At 51.9% G+C, this 18203-nt stretch carries 15 protein-coding genes; 8 read left to right on the forward strand and 7 right to left on the reverse strand.

The annotated features are described in order from the left end of the window. Positions 1 to 24 precede the first annotated feature (24 nt). The 5 genes from CRO19_RS12690 to CRO19_RS12710 are packed head-to-tail and all read right to left on the reverse strand — an operon-like array spanning position 25 to position 4922. On the reverse strand, positions 25 to 1227 hold the full coding sequence (locus CRO19_RS12690; protein ID WP_097096125.1) for a Wzz/FepE/Etk N-terminal domain-containing protein: 1203 nt from the start codon (positions 1225 to 1227) through the stop codon (positions 25 to 27). A 15-nt stretch (positions 1228 to 1242) separates the two neighbouring features. Then, entirely contained in the window at positions 1243 to 1893 is a 651-nt protein-coding gene (locus CRO19_RS12695) for an ABC transporter ATP-binding protein (RefSeq protein ID WP_097096126.1), read from the reverse strand. An 11-nt stretch (positions 1894 to 1904) separates the two neighbouring features. After that, on the reverse strand, positions 1905 to 2705 hold the full coding sequence (locus CRO19_RS12700) for an ABC transporter permease (RefSeq protein ID WP_097096127.1): 801 nt from the start codon (positions 2703 to 2705) through the stop codon (positions 1905 to 1907). A 53-nt stretch (positions 2706 to 2758) separates the two neighbouring features. Then, complete coding sequence (locus CRO19_RS12705; RefSeq protein ID WP_320204481.1) at positions 2759 to 4534, reverse strand: polysaccharide biosynthesis/export family protein; 1776 nt, start codon at positions 4532 to 4534, stop codon at positions 2759 to 2761. 19 nt (positions 4535 to 4553) lie between these two features. Continuing rightward, positions 4554 to 4922, reverse strand: coding sequence for a hypothetical protein (locus tag CRO19_RS12710; protein WP_097096128.1), 369 nt, complete (start codon positions 4920 to 4922; stop codon positions 4554 to 4556). A 920-nt stretch (positions 4923 to 5842) separates the two neighbouring features. On the opposite strand from CRO19_RS12710, the gene speB reads away from it, so the two are divergent. Together speB and CRO19_RS12720 are read left to right on the forward strand one after the other, a co-directional pair. Beyond that, a complete protein-coding gene (gene speB / locus CRO19_RS12715) occupies positions 5843 to 6763 on the forward strand; it encodes an agmatinase (RefSeq protein WP_097096129.1) in 921 nt (306 codons plus the stop codon). 54 nt (positions 6764 to 6817) lie between these two features. Next, on the forward strand, positions 6818 to 7222 hold the full coding sequence (locus CRO19_RS12720) for a YidB family protein (protein WP_097096130.1): 405 nt from the start codon (positions 6818 to 6820) through the stop codon (positions 7220 to 7222). A gap of 73 nt (positions 7223 to 7295) precedes the next feature. Here the strand turns inward: CRO19_RS12720 and loiP are convergent, their stop codons facing one another. Further along, positions 7296 to 8048: a metalloprotease LoiP gene (gene loiP / locus CRO19_RS12725; RefSeq protein WP_097096131.1), complete on the reverse strand. Its 753-nt coding sequence runs from the start codon at positions 8046 to 8048 to the stop codon at positions 7296 to 7298. 273 nt (positions 8049 to 8321) lie between these two features. Here loiP and tkt point away from each other — a divergent pair, with 273 nt between their 5' ends. The 6 genes from tkt to argO all read left to right on the forward strand — a co-directional run bounded on the left by tkt (position 8322) and on the right by argO (position 15895). Beyond that, a complete protein-coding gene (gene tkt / locus CRO19_RS12730; RefSeq protein ID WP_097096132.1) occupies positions 8322 to 10313 on the forward strand; it encodes a transketolase in 1992 nt (663 codons plus the stop codon). A gap of 346 nt (positions 10314 to 10659) precedes the next feature. Further along, the gene (gene epd / locus CRO19_RS12735; RefSeq protein WP_097096133.1) at positions 10660 to 11679 is read left to right on the forward strand and encodes an erythrose-4-phosphate dehydrogenase; all 1020 of its coding nucleotides are present in this window, start codon (positions 10660 to 10662) and stop codon (positions 11677 to 11679) included. A 51-nt stretch (positions 11680 to 11730) separates the two neighbouring features. Beyond that, positions 11731 to 12894 (forward strand): phosphoglycerate kinase, encoded by a 1164-nt coding sequence (gene pgk / locus CRO19_RS12740; RefSeq protein WP_097096134.1) that lies wholly within the window; start codon positions 11731 to 11733, stop codon positions 12892 to 12894. Between the two features lie 103 nt (positions 12895 to 12997). Continuing rightward, positions 12998 to 14077, forward strand: coding sequence for a class II fructose-bisphosphate aldolase (gene fbaA / locus CRO19_RS12745; protein WP_097096135.1), 1080 nt, complete (start codon positions 12998 to 13000; stop codon positions 14075 to 14077). A 188-nt stretch (positions 14078 to 14265) separates the two neighbouring features. Next, positions 14266 to 15141, forward strand: coding sequence for a small-conductance mechanosensitive channel MscS (mscS, locus tag CRO19_RS12750; protein ID WP_097096136.1), 876 nt, complete (start codon positions 14266 to 14268; stop codon positions 15139 to 15141). 130 nt (positions 15142 to 15271) lie between these two features. Then, positions 15272 to 15895 carry an arginine exporter ArgO gene (argO, locus tag CRO19_RS12755; protein ID WP_097096137.1) on the forward strand — a complete coding sequence of 208 codons (624 nt, stop codon included), beginning with the start codon at positions 15272 to 15274 and terminating at the stop codon, positions 15893 to 15895. Here the strand turns inward: argO and CRO19_RS12760 are convergent. Beyond that, positions 15892 to 18150, reverse strand: a complete 2259-nt coding sequence (locus tag CRO19_RS12760) for an FAD-dependent oxidoreductase (protein WP_097096138.1) — start codon at positions 18148 to 18150, stop codon at positions 15892 to 15894. The genes argO and CRO19_RS12760 overlap by 4 nt on opposite strands. Positions 18151 to 18203 lie beyond the last annotated feature (53 nt).

Below are 18203 nucleotides of genomic sequence, written 5' to 3' on the forward strand. Positions count from 1 at the left end.
CTTTATTTCCATATGTTTTAAATACTAATCCTGATGCTCTCTCAAAGTAGCTAATCCCATCACAATCAAGCCATACATCAAACTAAGCAGTACGCCGACGGTAGCTAAGTTATAGAGGCGTCGCGGATATTCAGCATCTTCAGCGAGCGAAGGCTGGCTAACCACCAATAGATGCTTAAGTTTGCGGTATGCTTCGACTCTGGACTGCTCAAGGGTAATAAGCCCCGTTTTATAGATGTCCGCCGCCAGTGTTGCCTGGGTTTGTACATCTAAATAACTGGCGGTGACTTCATTCATGGCGTTTTTATCAACGCCCGTTAAGCGGTTTTGTTCCTGCGTTAGCTGCTGAGTTAATGCATTGACGGTGGCCTGCGCAGAGATAACGGCAGGTGCCGTTTCGTTCATGTAGCTTTGTAACTGTTTCAGTTGTGCCTGCTGACGCGCCAATTCGCCTTCAATTTGGCTTACCACACCCAAGCGGGCGCTGCTGGTAGATTCCGGGCTAATTAGGTGGTGGTTATTCTGGAACTCCAGCACTTTGACTTTCTCGGCTTGAAGCCGTTGGTAAGCACGGCCGACTTCTTTTTCAACAAAGGCGAGCTGTTCCAGCGCTACCTGGTGTCCCAATTTATTAATGAAGCGATCGGATTCTTGCAACATCAATTTGATGACTCTCTGGCCATACGCGGGATCAAAGGCCTGCAGTTCGATTGTCATTACGCCGGATATTTCATCCAGACGCAGCGCCAGATGATCGCGATAATATTTTAGGAATGCTTCCTGGCTGATGTTGCTACCGAGGCGGGAAAAAAAGTCTACTTGGTGGTTCTGGTAATGGGCTTTCAAGCCCAATTCTTTATCCAGTTTTGCCAGCAGATCGGGAGATTTAAGATACTCCTGGATAAGCTGCACATCTTGATGATTACTGCCACCCAGACCCAATAGTGATAGGGCATCGGGCAACATTTTAAGCTGGTCTGCTTGCTTTACAACGATCTCAGCCCGGCTGACATAGCGATCGGAGGCGATAAAACCAAAGTAGATTCCGGCTATGGCAAAACAGACCACCACCCATAGAAAGCTGCCAAGCTTAAGGCTTTTTTTCCAGGAACGATGAGCAAGGCTATAACCTTTAGAATCAACAATAAAACTCTTAGGCTTGGTTTTTAATTTTTTAAGTTTGCGCTTTAAACACGAAGCGGGTTTGGAACGAGTTGGCTGGTTCATGGTTTTATTGGCTTGTTATAAATTTTGATAAATACGAATGGCGTCTTCAATATCGTCAAACATCTCAAGAGTGTTATTACGCAGCACTATTCCCATGTCGCATTGCTGGCGTAAGTTCTTTATATCGTGTGTGACCATAATCAGGTTTGCGGTTTGGCGTTTTTCTGTGAAAACGTCAATGCACTTCTGTTTAAAGCGGGCATCGCCCACTGAGGTAATCTCGTCAGTCAGATAGATGTCAAAATCAAAGGCCATGCTCATGGCAAATGCGAATTTTGATTTCATACCACTGGAATAGGCTTTAATCGGCAATTCAAAATGCTGGCCGATTTCTGAGAACTCTTTCACCCACTCTTCAATAGCCTGTGTGTCGCGGACACCATGGATACGGCAGACAAAGCGGGTATTTTCTCGTCCGGTCATACTGCCCTGAAAACCACCGCCAAGAGCGAGTGGCCAGGAAACACGACAGTGACGCGTTAGCTTTCCTTTATTGGGCATATCCATCCCGCCCAGCAGGCGCAGCAGGGTGGATTTTCCTGCTCCGTTCGATCCTAAAATACCAATATTGCGATTGCGCGGTAATGTCAGGCTCACGTCACGTAATATATAGTTGCGGCCAAATTTGGTGGGATAATACTTCGTTACGTTATCAAGAATAATCATCTTATTAAGCCCTAGCTGGCGAGCAGTCGACGATGGCTCAGGCGATAGCAACTCATGGCAAATGTCAGTAGCACTAACGTTAAGCTGATTAGGTAGCTCCAGCTGACGTCAGGGCTGGCATAGCCCGTTATCCAGCCGCAGCGTATCAACTCAATGGCATGTACCAGCGGGTTCCAAATAAACCAGTGCTGAAACTGCGGTGGTACGGTTGCAAGGGGATACATAACGCAAGAGATAAACATCAGCGGCATCATCATCAGGCTGAGAAACTTATCTGCTTCTTTAAATAAATTACTTAGAACACAGAAATTTATACCGAGTGAAAATGAAAAAATCATCAGTAAGAAATAGATAAGAATGACCTGCAAAGGATCGTGCGGAATAGCATCAAAACCAAACCATAATAATCCCAATACCAGTACGCAGCCCACAAACAGGCCAATAATGGCTTCGAGAATAAAGCGAGCAACAAAAGTGGAGAACGGAGTGACCTGTCGATAACAAAACAGAGCTTTATTTGCACTGACTGCCAATTGCAGTTTACTCACCACATTTCGGAAAAACAAAAAGGGTAAATAACTGGCGGTTATAAATAGTGGTGCAGGTGCCCCGCCAAACCCACTTTGTCCGCGCATGCCAAAAATCAGGCTAAATACGCTAATCATCAGCAATGGATCCAATAAGGCCCACGCATACCCTAGTCGGTAGCTGCCAAAGCGGGTTTTCAATTCACGGATAAGCAGGCCAAAGGTGACATCGCGTAGCACCTGAAACGAGCTGCGCGGTATTTGGTTAAGAACGGGTTTAAACATAGAAAATTATGACCTTATGGTAGCCTCACCTGCAGGCGAGGCTACCTTGGGGATTATCTCAGGATAACGTTCGAAGCCACGGCAACTTGATAGATGATTTGGGTAATGTCCTTGATTGACTGCAGGGTTTTGCTATCAACTTTCGGCATGACCAGAATCTGATCGCCCGGCATCACATCGCCTTTGCCCATAAACTCCATTAGCCCGTTGGCATGAATAACCGCAATACGTTGGTCATTGGCGCGCTCAGTAAAGCCACCTGCCCAGGCTACATAGTCATCGAGGCTGGCATGTGGGTTAAAGACCACGGCCTGCGGCACCATAACTTCGCCACCCACCTGAATCAGGTCAGTTTTATACGGGATAACAATCTGATCGCCTTGCTCCAGCTGGATATTGGCAATCACACCTTTATCGGCGACCACCACTTTACCTAATGGCTGAACTTTGCGTGCTTTCTCCACAAACTTCATCACCAGTTCAGCTTCTTTGGCGCGAATAGAGGCTTCTCCATCCGAGCTGGCAGGAGCCGTAAATACGCTGCGTTCCAGGCGGTTCAGCGACTCATCCAGCATCTCTTTTTGCCGCGCCGCCACGCTTTTACGCATGACATAAATGGAGCCGTAATCTGCCAGGTTAGGATCAATCGGAATGTGATTTAGAAGGTCATGTAGTCGGGTTTCTCTGCGCACGGTGAAGAAAGAAGGCCCCTGATAACTGCCCGAAACCTGCACATCGTAAACCTGGGCATGCATATCATCGTTAAACAGGACTTTGTCACCGTCGTTAAGCTGGATGTGAGCAAAATCTTTGTATGGAAGATATACCGAGAAAGGTCCGGAAGAGCGGGTACCAATAACACCCACGTGACTGACTTTTGCCAGAGGGAGCGCATAGTCGATGAGCTCCGAGCCCAGCGTGTCATTTTCCTTCAACTCAAAACGGAAGGGATTACGCACTTTCCCCGCGACATTGATCATCGGACCTTGCGGTTCCACGAGGATGACGTCCTGATCTTTCAGCGAAAGTTTAGGCATCTTACCTTGCTGCATAAACTCGTAGAGATCTATCTGGCGAATAACCCGGTTATGACGGATGACTTTAATCTGACGATAGCTCCCACGATCGGGATCAATACCACCGGCGCGTTTCAGGTAATAAAGAACGCTGTCCGATGATTGTCCTGCATATTGCCCAGGACGGATCACTGGACCAGTAACAAATACGCTGACTGGGGTGGCTGTTAATAAATTGACGTAAACGCTAATATTATTGGTGAAAACATCGCTAATATGGCTACTGACCAAATTATTAACTTTGCTGGCCGCCACGTTCTGCACATTAATTGGGCCGACATCAGGAATGAAAATATTCCCCTGGTTATCAACCGTGACGACATTGGAGAAGTTCACTGCGCCCCAAATCCATATATTCAGTTTATCTCCTGGCGCGATGAGATAATTGTCATTCAATCCGTCGCTGCGCTCGGTTTCATAACCACCGGCAAACAAGTTTGCACCATAAGGTGGCGGCAAGCCTGATTCAGATTGTGGCAGAAGTTTTCTTACGTCTGTTTCACCCGGTAATAGCATGCCCTGACGGTTTTGCTGAGCAAACGTACCGGCTCCCGGTACAGCATTAGTCTGGCCACCCAACGTAGCCTGGCCGCCGAGCTGTGTACGCCCGCTGTCGGCTGCATTAGCGGGGGCATTCATGCCAAACGTGGGTACCTGATCCGACGTGTCGGCAGCGTGCGTTACAAAGGAGCTGCAAGCGGCGCACATTAGCAGCAGCAGGGCGGTTAATTGACGAAACTTGGTTTTTTTCACAACATTTATCATCGATTTATTACTCAGCGATCAGGTTTCTGACAGACGCCTGTTCCAGTTGTGGGATCAGATACCAGCGATCAGCGCTCTTACACGCGGTACGTTGGGACTGATTGCGGTTACTGTTGACTAACAACTCAACGCAATCCTGTCCGAGGGCGGAAACATAACGCTGGCCTAACGTAAAGGTGGCGCCATTGGCGCTCAGGGCAGCTCCCTGCGGCAGCGTATTCAGTGATTGCTGGAGATTTTCCGGCATAGCCTGGAGATGAGTGACATCGGACTTATTGACCAGCGGACGTGATGCATCGACCTGCTTGGGCGAATAGGCGCAGCCAGCAAGAGGCAGAGCGAGCAGCATCACCATAAAGCGAATAGTTTTGTTCATTTGCAAATAGTTTCCATGTACTTAAAACCTGACGTGTAAATATTGAAAAACCAATGCGGCATGGCATGAACAAAATATTCATGATGAGTAATGAAAAGAAGTAATTAACCGCATTTGAAAAAAGGCTTAGAAGAGAAAATGATAATCGACATCATGAGTAAAAAAGAGTGGGTGCACATTAGCCTTATGCGCCTCGAATCATTTTTTAACTAAGCGCCCCCAATAGAGTGGGGTGGAAATTGGTACGCTACCGCCCCAGGCTTTACAGCTACCTGTGCACTGGAACATTTCAAGTTCATTAGATAAAGCTATTTTCTGAGATGGGCTCCATGCTCAAAAAACAGCCGTATTATACGTGTCTTAAAATTATTGAATTTGCGTAAGAGCTGACAGAGTTGTAAGCATTTCGGTAACTAGAGGAGCGCGTGCGGAAAAGGGATTTTAAGTAGAGAGGAGTAACTTGCTGAAATGAAGCTTGATTATTTAATCAGCATCTTCAGGAATTATCATTCGCGCGCCCGAAAATGCACGTTTATCGGCTAATTGAAGCTGCTAAATGAAAATACGTCTATAGTCCGGTTTAAGATGACGGATAATTAAATTAATTGAAATTATCTTGTCCATTATCAATATTTCTTAGTGGCTATTTTGTTAATCGGCGTTGCAAGCGTCGATTGCAGGGCGAGGCAATCTTCGCGATAATCGCGCTTAACACATCCCTTCCTCGTCGGGCTAACGACGCGGAGGGGATTTTTTTCATCTATATCCGCCATACTTCATGCTGTAGGCGCGTTGGCTGCTCTCGTTCATCCCAATCACTTACCTAAGTAAGTTCATCGGGATTCGCTCGTTTGCCGCCGTCCTGCAACATGAAGTATTGAGGGTATTAAACCTAGCCTTTATAAGGAAGAGGACGATTTATGTATAACACCCTGGGCAATCAGTACGATAATTCCCTGGTTTCCAACGCCTTTGGTTTCATGCGTTTCCCGGTTAACTTCCAGCCTTACGACAGCGACGCCGAGTGGGTGATCACCGGTGTACCTTTCGATGCGGCAACATCAGGCCGTCCGGGCAGCCGTTTAGGACCCGGCGCCATCCGTCAGATCTCCACCAACCTGGCATGGGAAGGCTGCCGCTGGCCGTGGGATTTCGATTTGCGTCAGCGTCTGAATGTCGTCGATTGCGGCGATCTGGTTTATGCCTTCGGCGATTCGCAGGATCTGTCAGATAAACTGCAGGCGCACGCTGAGAAGCTGCTGGCGAACGGCAAGCGCATGCTGACCTTCGGTGGTGATCATTACGTGACGCTGCCGCTGCTGCGCGCGCACGCTAAGCACTTTGGCAAAATGGCGCTGGTGCACTTTGATGCGCATACCGATACCTATTCCAACGGTCCAACCTTCGATCACGGCACTATGTTCTTCACCGCGCCGAAAGAGGGCCTGATCGATCCACAGCACTCTGTGCAAATTGGTATCCGTACTGAGTTCGATAAGAGCCTCGGTTTTAACGTGCTGGATGCGGCGCAGGTCAACGATCGCAGCGTTGACGATATTCTGGCGGAAGTGAAGCGCACCGTTGGCGATCTGCCGGTGTATCTGACTTTTGATATCGATTGCCTCGATCCTGCACACGCGCCGGGCACCGGTACGCCAGTGATTGGCGGCCTGACCAGCGACAAAGCTACCAAGCTGATTCGTGGTTTGCAGGGCATGAATATTGTCGGTATGGATCTGGTGGAAGTGGCGCCGGGCTACGATCACGCGGATCTGACTTCGCTGGCGGCGGCGACGTTGGCACTCGATATGCTGCACGTACAGGCGGCGAATAAAGGTTAATCCTTGCGCTTGCGGCTACACTTACTGGCAGTCAATTAATCTGCGGAGGCAACGATGGGCTTACTTGATGATTTAGTTGGATCGCTGAGAAATAACAACGGAAGCGGGCAGGGCAATCAGCTCCAGCAGCTTATGGCTATCTGGAACTGGGTGCAGGAGCAGGGCGGCGTTGAAGTGTTGCTGCAAAAGTTCCAGCAGGGCGGCCTGGGGCAGGTGCTGAATACCTGGATTGGCAGCGGTAACAATCAACCGGTTAATAGCGGCGAGATTCAAAATGCGCTCGGCCAGGATCAGTTGCAGTCGCTGGCGGATAAGCTGGGTACCGATGTGAATGGTGCATCCGGCACGCTGGCGGCGCTGCTGCCGCAGGTAATTGATAAGCTGTCGCCGCAGGGACACATCGATACGTCCAGTACGCAGGATTTGGGCGCGATGGTGGACGGCTTGTTTAAGCGCTGAGTTTTGCCTGGTTGGCATGAATGCCAACCCTACGTGTTAAGGAGCGCTTTGATGCGCTCCTTTTTTATGCACATTACTTACCCGATGCAATCCGGTCACGAATATGTTGCGCGCGGGCTGCAGAATCAGGATGCGAATCAAACATTGTGCTCTGATGACCCTGTTCCAGCTTCGACAGTTTCTCAAAACTGGTTGCTAAGCCGAGTGGATTAATGCCACGCTTTTTCAGCAAATCGTAAGAGTAATCATCAGCTTGAGACTCCTGGGTTTGCGAGAATTGTGCATTCACTAATTTCTCACCCATTTCACCCAGTTCCGACTGCGATAGCGAGCCAATCACGCCGCCAACCGATGCCGCCGCGCTGCGCGTTGCCGTGGTGGTGAGCGCAACCTGCATCGCTTTGCGCGTATGGCCAAGCGCCACGTGGCCCATTTCATGGCCGAGTACGCCTTCCACTTCGTTGTCGGTCATCATATCCATCAACCCGCTGTAGACGCGGATGCAACCGTTCGCCATCGCCCAGGCATTGACGTCTTTGGTGAGGTACACCTTGTAGTTGGCCGGCACGCCGTTGATGTTGTCGCCCAGCGCGGCAGCGATTTTGTTCAGTCGCTGCTGATATTCACTGTTAGCGGGGGCCAGTTGGTTGTCTTTATCCATCTGCGCACAGGATTGATCGCTTAACGCCTTCACCTGTGAATCGTTCAACGTATAGGCCTGATAGGCCTGTGCGCCAGATTGCAGCAGCGCGTTGTTATCGAATCCCTGGCAACCGCTTAATAGCGAAGCCATGCCCAGAGCGAGAACGGTGGCTCTCATTTTCATATCATCATCCTTTGAGTAACAAGGTAAAGAAAACAAACACCTGAAACAGACACAGGCGTTTAAACGCTTTGGTTATAGCTCGCAAGTTGTTCACTTGCTAGCAGACAAGGCTGGAAATGCAACCGAATCGCCGTGATTTAGCACCCCGATGCATGTACTTTTGCCCTGATTTTCATGTACATTGATGTGCGACTTTTTTCTCGCTTCGCCTTATAACTGATTAATTACAATAAGTTAAGCGTGGCGGAGCATTAATCCGACCTGGAGTAGAAGATGCCCTCTCGTAAAGAGCTTGCCAACGCCATTCGCGCGTTAAGTATGGATGCAGTACAGAAAGCCAATTCGGGACATCCGGGTGCCCCAATGGGCATGGCGGACATCGCCGAAGTGCTGTGGCGTGACTTCCTGAACCATAACCCTACTAACCCGCTGTGGGCAGATCGCGACCGCTTCGTGCTGTCTAACGGTCACGGCTCAATGCTGATTTACAGCCTGCTGCATCTCACTGGCTACAACCTGCCAATGAGCGAACTGCAGAACTTCCGTCAGCTGCATTCTAAAACTCCAGGTCATCCGGAATACGGCTACACCGCTGGCGTGGAAACCACCACCGGCCCGCTGGGTCAGGGCATTGCAAACGCAGTCGGTTTTGCCATTGCCGAGCGCACGCTGGCGGCACAGTTCAACCGTCCCGGTCATGACATCGTAGACCATAACACCTACGTGTTTATGGGCGACGGCTGCATGATGGAAGGCATTTCTCACGAAGTGTGCTCCATCGCCGGTACCCTGAAGCTGGGCAAACTGGTTGCCTTCTATGATGACAACGGCATCTCTATCGACGGCCACGTGGATGGCTGGTTCACGGACGACACCGCGAAACGCTTCGAAGCCTACGGCTGGCACGTAGTGCGCGGCGTGGACGGTCACGACGCTGACGCGATTAAGAAAGCGGTGGAAGAAGCCAAAGCGGTTTCCGATAAACCTTCGCTGCTGATGTGCAAAACCGTGATCGGCTTCGGTTCGCCGAACAAAGCCGGCACGCACGACTCGCACGGCGCGCCGCTGGGTGCCGATGAAATCGCGCTGACCCGCAAGCAGCTGGGCTGGAACCACGGTCCGTTCGAAATCCCTTCAGACATTTACGCGCAGTGGGATGCTAAAGAAGCCGGCCAGGCGAAAGAGTCTGCGTGGGATAAGAAGTTTGCTGCCTACGCTGCCGCGCATCCGGAGCTGGCTGCTGAGTTCAAGCGTCGCGTGAACAACGAATTGCCAGCTAACTGGGCCAGCGAGTCGCAGAAATTCATTGAGCAGCTGCAGGCCAACCCGGCGAAAATCGCCAGCCGTAAAGCCTCGCAGAATGCCATTGAAGCATTTGGTAAAATCCTGCCGGAATACCTGGGCGGCTCCGCTGACCTGGCGCCAAGCAACCTCACCATGTGGTCGGGTTCTAAGCCGATCAATGAAGACGCGGCGGGCAACTATATTCACTACGGCGTGCGCGAATTCGGTATGACCGCTATCGCCAACGGTATTGCGCTGCACGGCGGCTTCCTGCCGTACACCGCCACCTTCCTGATGTTCGTTGAGTACGCGCGTAACGCCGCACGTATGGCCGCGCTGATGAAAATCCGTCAGATCATGGTCTACACGCATGACTCGATTGGCCTGGGCGAAGATGGCCCTACGCACCAGCCGGTTGAGCAGATGGCCAGCCTGCGCGTGACGCCAAACATGAGCCTGTGGCGCCCGTGCGACCAGGTTGAATCTGCAGTGGCGTGGAAGTACGCCATCGAGCGCGTTGACGGTCCATCGGCGCTGATCTTCTCGCGTCAGAACCTGGCACAGCAGGATCGCAGCGCTGAGCAGCTGGCTAATGTGGCGCGCGGCGGTTACGTGCTGAAAGACAGCCAGGGAACGCCTGAGCTGATCCTGATCGCTACCGGTTCCGAAGTGGAGCTGGCGGTGGCGGCGTATGAGCAGCTGACGGCCGAAGGCCGTAAGGTGCGCGTGGTCTCTATGCCGTCTACCGACGTCTTCGATAAGCAGGATGCGGCGTACCGTGAATCCGTGCTGCCGAAAGCCGTTGCCGCACGCGTGGCAATCGAAGCGGGCATCGCCGATTACTGGTTCAAATACACCGGCCTGAACGGCGCAATCGTCGGTATGACCACCTTCGGTGAGTCAGCGCCGGCGGATCAGCTGTTCAAAGAGTTTGGCTTCACCGTTGAGAACGTAGTTAAGACGGCGAAATCGATTCTGTAATTTTGCGTAATAAATTGCGCCGCTACCGGTTATGCACCGCCTGTAGCGGCGCGATTCATCGCGCGCATCTGTACCACATCTCCTACCTCTAACCTGAAACGGTTCAATTATTCCTGCAGTAATAATTTTTTCATGCAAAATTTGTGACGTAGATCCAATATTCTGCCACTCAATTGATCGCAATCATTCCCGTTATTCCTCTGTTGCATTACTCTAGCTGAACCGTTTCAGTCGTGAGCGAGTTTCTACATTTTGCCTCTGCTGACAGACAATAATTCCCTGTACAAAACGGTGTGAAACGCTCAGGCTAATCGGCACGTTTTTTCGGGTGTTGTTGAAGGTAGAGATGACCGTTCGCGTAGCAATAAATGGTTTTGGTCGTATCGGGCGTAACGTGTTGCGCGCTCTGTATGAAACCGGCCGCCGGGCTGAAATCACCGTGGTCGCCATTAACGAACTGGCGGACGCCGCCGGCATGGCGCATCTGCTGAAGTACGATACCAGCCATGGACGTTTTGCCTTTGATGTGCGCCAGGAGCGCGACCAACTGTTTGTTGGCGAGGACACCATCCGCATCCTGCATCAGGCCGAAATAGAGGTGCTGCCGTGGCGAGAATTGAATGTGGATATCGTGCTGGATTGCACCGGCGTTTACGGTAGCCGCGCCGATGGCGAGGCACATTTGCTGGCGGGCGCGAAGAAAGTGTTGTTCTCGCATCCTGGCGGTAACGATCTTGATGCCACCGTGGTGTTCGGTGTAAACGAACAAGCTCTTAAACAAACTGACCGCATCGTCTCCAACGCATCCTGTACCACCAACTGTATTATTCCGGTGATCAAATTGTTGGATGACGCGTTTGGCATTGAGTCGGGCACCGTAACCACCATTCACTCAGCGATGCACGATCAGCAGGTGATTGACGCCTATCACAGCGATCTGCGCCGTACCCGCGCCGCCAGTCAATCGATCATTCCGGTGGATACGCGTCTTGCTGCTGGCATTACCCGTATTTTTCCGAAATTTAACGATCGCTTCGAGGCTATTGCGGTGCGCGTACCCACCATCAACGTGACAGCCATTGATTTAAGCGTGTCTGTGCGCGAGGCGGTGAAGGCGTGTGAGGTCAACGCGTTGCTGCAAAACGCGTCAGAAGGGGCGTTTCGTGGTATAGTTGACTATACGGAATTACCGTTAGTCTCAGTAGATTTTAACCATGATCCGCACAGTGCCATCGTTGATGGCACGCAAACGCGGGTTAGTGGTCATCACCTTATCAAAACGCTGGTTTGGTGTGACAACGAGTGGGGCTTTGCTAACCGCATGATCGACACGACGTTAGCAATGGCCGCAAGCGGTTTCAGGTAAGACGCGGACTGCGTCTGGCAAAACTTATGAGAATCAACGAGAGGGTTCACCATGTCTGTAATTAAGATGACCGATCTGGATCTTGCTGGTAAACGCGTTCTGATCCGTGCCGATCTCAACGTGCCAGTGAAAGAAGGGAAAGTGACGTCAGATGCACGTATTCGTGCTTCTCTGCCTACCATCGAAGCGGCGTTGAAACAGGGCGCGAAAGTGATGGTTACCTCTCACCTAGGTCGTCCGACTGAAGGTGAATACAACGAAGAGTTCTCCCTGCTGCCGGTTGTTAACTACCTGAAAGAAAAACTGAACAGCACCAACGTAACCCTGGCGAAAGACTATCTCGAAGGCGTAGAAGTTGGCGCGGGTGAGCTGGTGGTGCTGGAAAACGTACGCTTTAACAAAGGCGAGAAAAAAGACGAAGAAACTTTGTCGAAGAAATATGCCGCGCTGTGCGACGTCTTCGTTATGGATGCGTTCGGTACTGCGCACCGTGCGCAGGCTTCTACCCACGGCGTGGGCAAGTTCGCGCCTATCGCTTGTGCCGGTCCGCTGCTGTCTGCTGAGCTGGAAGCATTGGGTAAAGTGATGAGCAATCCAGAGCGTCCGCTGGTTGCTGTGGTAGGCGGTTCTAAAGTTTCTACCAAATTTGACGTGCTGCAGTCGCTGGTTAAGATCGCCGACACCGTGATCGTGGGCGGTGGTATCGCGAATACCTTCGTTGCCATCGACAATAAAGTGGGCAAGTCACTGTACGAGCCAGACTTCGTTGAAGCGGCGAAAAAGCTGCGTGACGAGCACGGCATCCCGGTTCCTACTGATTCCCGCGTAGGCACGGAATTCTCTGAAACTGCACCGGCAACCGTGAAAAAGGTTACCGAAGTTGCGGATAACGAAGAGATTATGGACTTCGGCGACGAAACTGCGAACGCGATGGCTGCGATCCTGAAAGACGCGAAAACCATCCTGTGGAACGGTCCGGTTGGCGTGTTCGAATTCCCTAACTTCCGTAAAGGTACCGAGATCGTGGCCAACGCCATCGCTGATAGCAATGCATTCTCTGTTGCCGGTGGCGGCGATACGCTGGCCGCTATCGACCTGTTCGGTATCGAAGATAAGATCTCCTATATCTCTACCGGCGGCGGCGCATTCCTCGAGTTCGTGGAAGGCAAAAAACTGCCAGCAGTTGCTATGCTGGAAGAGCGCGCGAAGCAGTAACTCTTTGGGGGCGGCGCTTCGGCGTCGCCTGAAGGCTAGCCCTTTTTGGGCAATCAAATCGCAATCCCTTCGGGGATGAACGGTAACGAAACGGGACACAACCATGTCTAAAATTTTTGATTTCGTAAAACCCGGCGTTGTCACTGGTGACGACGTTCAGAAAATTTTCCAAGTAGCGAAAGAAAACAAATTCGCTCTGCCTGCAGTTAACTGCGTTGGCACGGATTCCATCAACGCGGTACTGGAAGCTGCGGCCAAAGTGAAAGCGCCGGTCATCGTTCAGTTCTCCAATGGTGGTGCTGCCTTCATCGCCGGTAAAGGTTTTAAAACTGATGAGCCACAAGGCGCGGCAATCGCTGGTGCTATTGCGGGTGCCTATCATGTGCATCTGATGGCTGAAAAATACGGCGTGCCAGTTATCCTGCACACCGACCACTGCGCGAAGAAACTGCTGCCGTGGATCGATGGTCTGCTGGACGCTGGCGAAGAGCACTTCAAGAAAACCGGTAAGCCACTGTTCTCCTCGCACATGATTGATCTGTCTGAAGAGTCACTGGAAGAGAACATCGAGATCTCCTCTAAGTATCTGGCGCGTATGGCTAAGCTGGATATGACCCTGGAAATCGAACTGGGTTGCACCGGTGGCGAAGAAGACGGCGTGGACAACAGCCACATGGACGCTTCTGCCCTGTACACCCAGCCAGAAGACGTTGATTACGCCTACACCGAGCTGAACAAAATCAGCCCACGTTTCACTATCGCGGCTTCCTTCGGTAACGTGCACGGCGTGTACAAGCCAGGCAATGTGAAACTGACCCCAACCATCCTGCGTGATTCTCAGGAATACGTAACCAAGAAACATAATCTGCCGCACAACGCGCTTAACTTCGTGTTCCACGGTGGTTCAGGTTCTTCTGCGGCAGAAATCGAAGAATCAATCGGTTACGGCGTAATCAAAATGAACATCGATACCGACACCCAGTGGGCAACTTGGGACGGTATCCTGCAGTACTACAAAAAGAACGAAGCCTATCTGCAAGGCCAGCTGGGTAACCCGAACGGCGCTGATAGCCCGAACAAGAAATACTACGATCCACGCGTTTGGCTGCGTTCAGCGCAGGCATCAATGGTTGTTCGTCTGGAACAAGCATTCAAAGAACTTAACGCTGTCGACGTTCTGTAATTATTCCTTACAGTACAAAAAAGGCCCGAAAGGGCCTTTTTTTATGCGTCTCGTCTGGAAAATCCCACGAATTCAGGCCATTTTTGGCGCTTCGCCCTATTTTTGTTTAACCTTGTAATCGGAGTGTCGGAGTCAATCTGGCAGTTTTTTGCATTTTCCCGCGGGAAACTCAATAACAGGGCTAACAAATGGAAGACTTAAATGTCGTTAATGGCATTAACAGTGCCGGTGGATGGCTGGTACGTAATCAGGCACTGATCCTTAGCTATGCGGTCAATATTGTGGCGGCGATCGTTACCATCATCATTGGTATGTTCATCGCACGCATTATTTCAAATGCCATTAACCGCGTGCTGCTGGCGCGTCATATTGATGCCACCGTGGCTGATTTCCTCTCGGCGATGGTGCGATACGGCGTTATCGCGTTCACCATTATTGCTGCATTGGGTCGCGTTGGCGTGCAAACCGCCTCGGTGATCGCCGTGCTGGGTGCCGCTGGTTTGGCCGTGGGTTTAGCATTGCAAGGGTCGCTGTCGAATCTTGCTGCCGGCGTGCTGCTGGTGACCTTCCGTCCGTTCAAAACCGGTGAGTTTGTTGATCTTGGTGGTGTGATGGGTACCGTGCAGAACGTACAGATTTTCTCTACGACCCTGAAAAGCGCCGATGGCAAAATTGTGGTGGTGCCAAACGGTAAAATCATTGCCGGCAACATCATTAACTATTCACGTGAACCGATTCGTCGTAATGAATTCATCATTGGCGTGGCCTACGATGCGGATGTTGATCAGGTCATTGCACTGTTACAGGAAGTGGTGGAAGCGGATGAGCGCGTCTTAAAAGATCTCGGTATCCAGATTGGCCTGAACGAACTGGCGGCCTCCTCGCTCAACTTTGTCGTGCGTTGCTGGAGCAAAAGCAGCGATCTGCAAAACGTCTATTGGGACCTGATGAAGAACTTCAAGCGCACGCTGGATGCGAATGGAATTGGTATTCCTTATCCGCAGATGGATGTGCATCTGCATCAGGTGAAAAGCGAGCAACAGCTGCCCGCTCGCACCGAGTAATTGAGCAAGAGGCACCTGCGGGTGCCTTTTTTATTAATGAAACTAATGAGCAATTAATTCTTTCAATTTCCTCTAATACTCTCACCTCACTATACTGCACAGCATCTTCTTATTGTTCAGGAATGACACTGTGTTATCTGTTTATTTACAAGGGCTTGCCCTTGGTGCCGCGCTAATCCTGCCATTAGGTCCGCAAAATGCTTTCGTGATGAATCAGGGCATTAAGCGCCATTACCATCTGATGACCGCTGCGCTCTGTACCCTTAGCGATATTGCGCTGATCTGTGGTGGAATTTTTGGCGGCAGCGCGTTGCTGAACCAATCACCCATCTTACTGATGATCATTACCTGGGCGGGCGTGGCATTTTTACTGTGGTATGGCTGGGGTGCGTTGCGCAGTGCATGGCAAGGTGATGTGTCGTTGGCTTCTGAAGCCGAGCTGAAGCAGGGACGTTGGCGCATTATCGCCACACTATTGGCGGTAACCTGGCTCAATCCGCACGTCTATCTCGATACTTTTGTAGTACTTGGCAGCCTGGGCAGTCAGTTGCCATCAGTGGACGCACGCCGCTGGTTTGCCTTTGGCACCGTTAGCGCGTCAATTATTTGGTTCTTTGGCCTGGCACTGATGGCGGCATGGCTGTCACCACGATTGCGCACCGTGCGGGCGCAACGCGTTATTAATCTGCTGGTTGGTGGCGTGATGTGGTTTATCGCCATCCAGCTGGCGCGCCAGGGGATAGCTGCGTTCTAATGCAGATGTAAGCCGTAAAGTGCGGGCAGCGAACCCGCACTGGCGAGCAGTTCCAGCCTGATCTGGCGGAAACGCATTTCCTGCGGCACAAGGTGATGACACAGTGAATGGTGATTTTCCTGCACTTCAACCAGTAATGTGTCATCCAGCCACAAGCGATAATGCGTGGTGCAGTGTGGCGTTATCGACTGCGCATGCCCCATCTGCACCGTCTCCATCGCATGATCGAAATCGTTATCAAATAACAAGGTGAGTTGGCGCGCCTGCTGCGGTTCCCGCCATTGCCAGCTTACGTGGGGATGTGCGTCGTCCAGCGCCGGTACCCAACAGTTTGTGTGGCGTTCCGGACGTAACTTGCCATTCAGCAAATAATCGCGATGCCACAGCTGCAGCGGCGCTTCCAGCGCAAAGGCCAGCAGGATTTGCTGCGGCGCGCGACGCGGCAACCAAAAATCAAACTCATCAACCCCGTAATCACCATCATTAATCTGACGGGTACGTTTTGCTACGCGAGGGTTGAGGCTATTAAACACCATCATCACGCCCGGCAAACGCTGGCTGGTCAGCGCCATCTCAATATCCGGATTCTCTGCAAAAGCGATAAACAGATAGCGATCGCTATCGGCCAGATAATCAAAATTCAGGCGATAAGCGCCCTGATCGTTGACCTCGATGCGTTGCGCGGCGAGCGGGCGATCGCCGCAGGTATTGGCGGGGTTGTCACTGGTGAGCAGCGACACCTGTAAGGTTTGCGCCCGCGCGGCACGCAGTTGCACGGTGATGGCCGGCAACCGTTCGCCTGCTTTTATCGGCAGCAGCAGTGCGCAGCGAGATGTCATGGGCTGCCATCCTGCATCCGCGGGCAGGGCGCGCAGCTGTAGCGTACTGCTGACCGTAACCTGTGCGTCTCGGGCGGGATTCGCCAGCGGCACGCGCGGTATAAATGCGCCCTGACGCAGCAACTGTTGCTGCAAGTCTCCCACCCGATCCGGCTGCGCCAGCTCGGCGGGCGTAAGCTGTTGCCGCTGACAGATGGCGGCTGCGCGTCCCACGGCTTCACCCAGTACGCCGCAGGTACACATCACGCGTGCGCTGCCAAATGCCACGTGTGTTGCGGAGATAAGGCGGCCGGTTAACAGCAAATTATCCAGCGATTGGCTGTACAGCGCGCGGAATGGAATGGTGTAGGTGCCTTTGCTGTGAAACTGACGACACCCTTCGTGTTGGCTATAGACGCCGTCGGCCGGATGCAAATCAATCGACCAGCCGCCATACGCCACGGCATCGTAGTGATCGCGCTGCTCAATGATGTCCTGCTGGCAGAGCAGCGTATCGCCAAGAAAACGTCGGCTCTCGCGCTTGCCGGGAATGAGCCCAACCCATTCAATGGTGAGGTTAGCGGCATCCGGGAATTCACCGGCGTTTTTGATGTAATCCCACACGCCCCAGACAATTTTCCACAGTTCCCACTTAATGGTTTCGCTTTCGTGCACGGTATCCAGCCGTCCGCCCCATTCCAGCCACCATAAATCGCATCCGTTGAGAGTGGCATTCAGGCGTTGGTAGCGCGGAATAGCGCTGATCTCTTTCAGGGCAAAAGAGGGCGGTACAAAACGGACGGGCTGTGCGGTGCGTTTGGTGTAAAAGTAGATCGAATGCCCGAGCTTGTGACCAAAATTTTCGCCTGGCGCCATTTTCTCGCCAAACTCGTCAACGGATTCTGCGCCGACACGATGTGCGGCACCGGCCAGATAGCCCAGGACGCCATCTCCGCTGGCATCAATAAACTGCGCGGCCGAAACCCGATAGTGCGTCTGGTTGATAGCGTTAAATGCCTGTACGGCCTGCAGGCGGCGGCCAGATTTTTCGATATCAGTAACCACAGTATTGAGCAGTAAGGTCAGTCCCGGCTGTGCCTGCACAATATCCAGCAGCACCAGATCAAACAGCACGGGATTGCCCTCTTTATTACGCCACAGATTCTCCTCCATGATCTCGCCCATGATGCCGCCTTCGCGCGCCCAGCGGTTGTTATTGCCCATGTGAGAAGTGGCACCGTTAGCCCACAGGCGTACCTCACTGGAGGCGTTGCCGCCCAGCACCGGGCGATCCTGAATCAACACCACGCTCAGCCCCTCGCGTGCAGCGGCTAAAGCGGCACACACGCCCGCTAAACCTCCACCGGCAACCAATAAGTCTGCCTGCAGCTGTTGCTGAGGAAAGTCGCGTGCATTTTGTGATGAGAAAATTTGCATCATTTCATTCCTCTATGGCTAAGGCTAAGATTGAGTTTTACCCGCCGCAGGTG

The organism is Candidatus Pantoea floridensis, assembly GCF_900215435.1.
Classification (GTDB): Bacteria; Pseudomonadota; Gammaproteobacteria; order Enterobacterales; family Enterobacteriaceae; genus Pantoea; species Pantoea floridensis.

Coding starts and splice junctions, on each gene's coding strand:
- tkt (WP_097096132.1), top strand. CDS start 8,322: ATGCCCTCTCGTAAAGAGCTTGCCAACGCCATTCGCGCGTTAAGTATG.
- CRO19_RS12690 (WP_097096125.1), bottom strand. CDS start 1,227: ATGAACCAGCCAACTCGTTCCAAACCCGCTTCGTGTTTAAAGCGCAAA.
- epd (WP_097096133.1), top strand. CDS start 10,660: ATGACCGTTCGCGTAGCAATAAATGGTTTTGGTCGTATCGGGCGTAAC.
- fbaA (WP_097096135.1), top strand. CDS start 12,998: ATGTCTAAAATTTTTGATTTCGTAAAACCCGGCGTTGTCACTGGTGAC.
- CRO19_RS12760 (WP_097096138.1), bottom strand. CDS start 18,150: ATGCAAATTTTCTCATCACAAAATGCACGCGACTTTCCTCAGCAACAG.
- speB (WP_097096129.1), top strand. CDS start 5,843: ATGTATAACACCCTGGGCAATCAGTACGATAATTCCCTGGTTTCCAAC.
- pgk (WP_097096134.1), top strand. CDS start 11,731: ATGTCTGTAATTAAGATGACCGATCTGGATCTTGCTGGTAAACGCGTT.
- mscS (WP_097096136.1), top strand. CDS start 14,266: ATGGAAGACTTAAATGTCGTTAATGGCATTAACAGTGCCGGTGGATGG.
- loiP (WP_097096131.1), bottom strand. CDS start 8,048: ATGAAAATGAGAGCCACCGTTCTCGCTCTGGGCATGGCTTCGCTATTA.
- CRO19_RS12695 (WP_097096126.1), bottom strand. CDS start 1,893: ATGATTATTCTTGATAACGTAACGAAGTATTATCCCACCAAATTTGGC.
- CRO19_RS12720 (WP_097096130.1), top strand. CDS start 6,818: ATGGGCTTACTTGATGATTTAGTTGGATCGCTGAGAAATAACAACGGA.
- CRO19_RS12700 (WP_097096127.1), bottom strand. CDS start 2,705: ATGTTTAAACCCGTTCTTAACCAAATACCGCGCAGCTCGTTTCAGGTG.
- CRO19_RS12710 (WP_097096128.1), bottom strand. CDS start 4,922: ATGAACAAAACTATTCGCTTTATGGTGATGCTGCTCGCTCTGCCTCTT.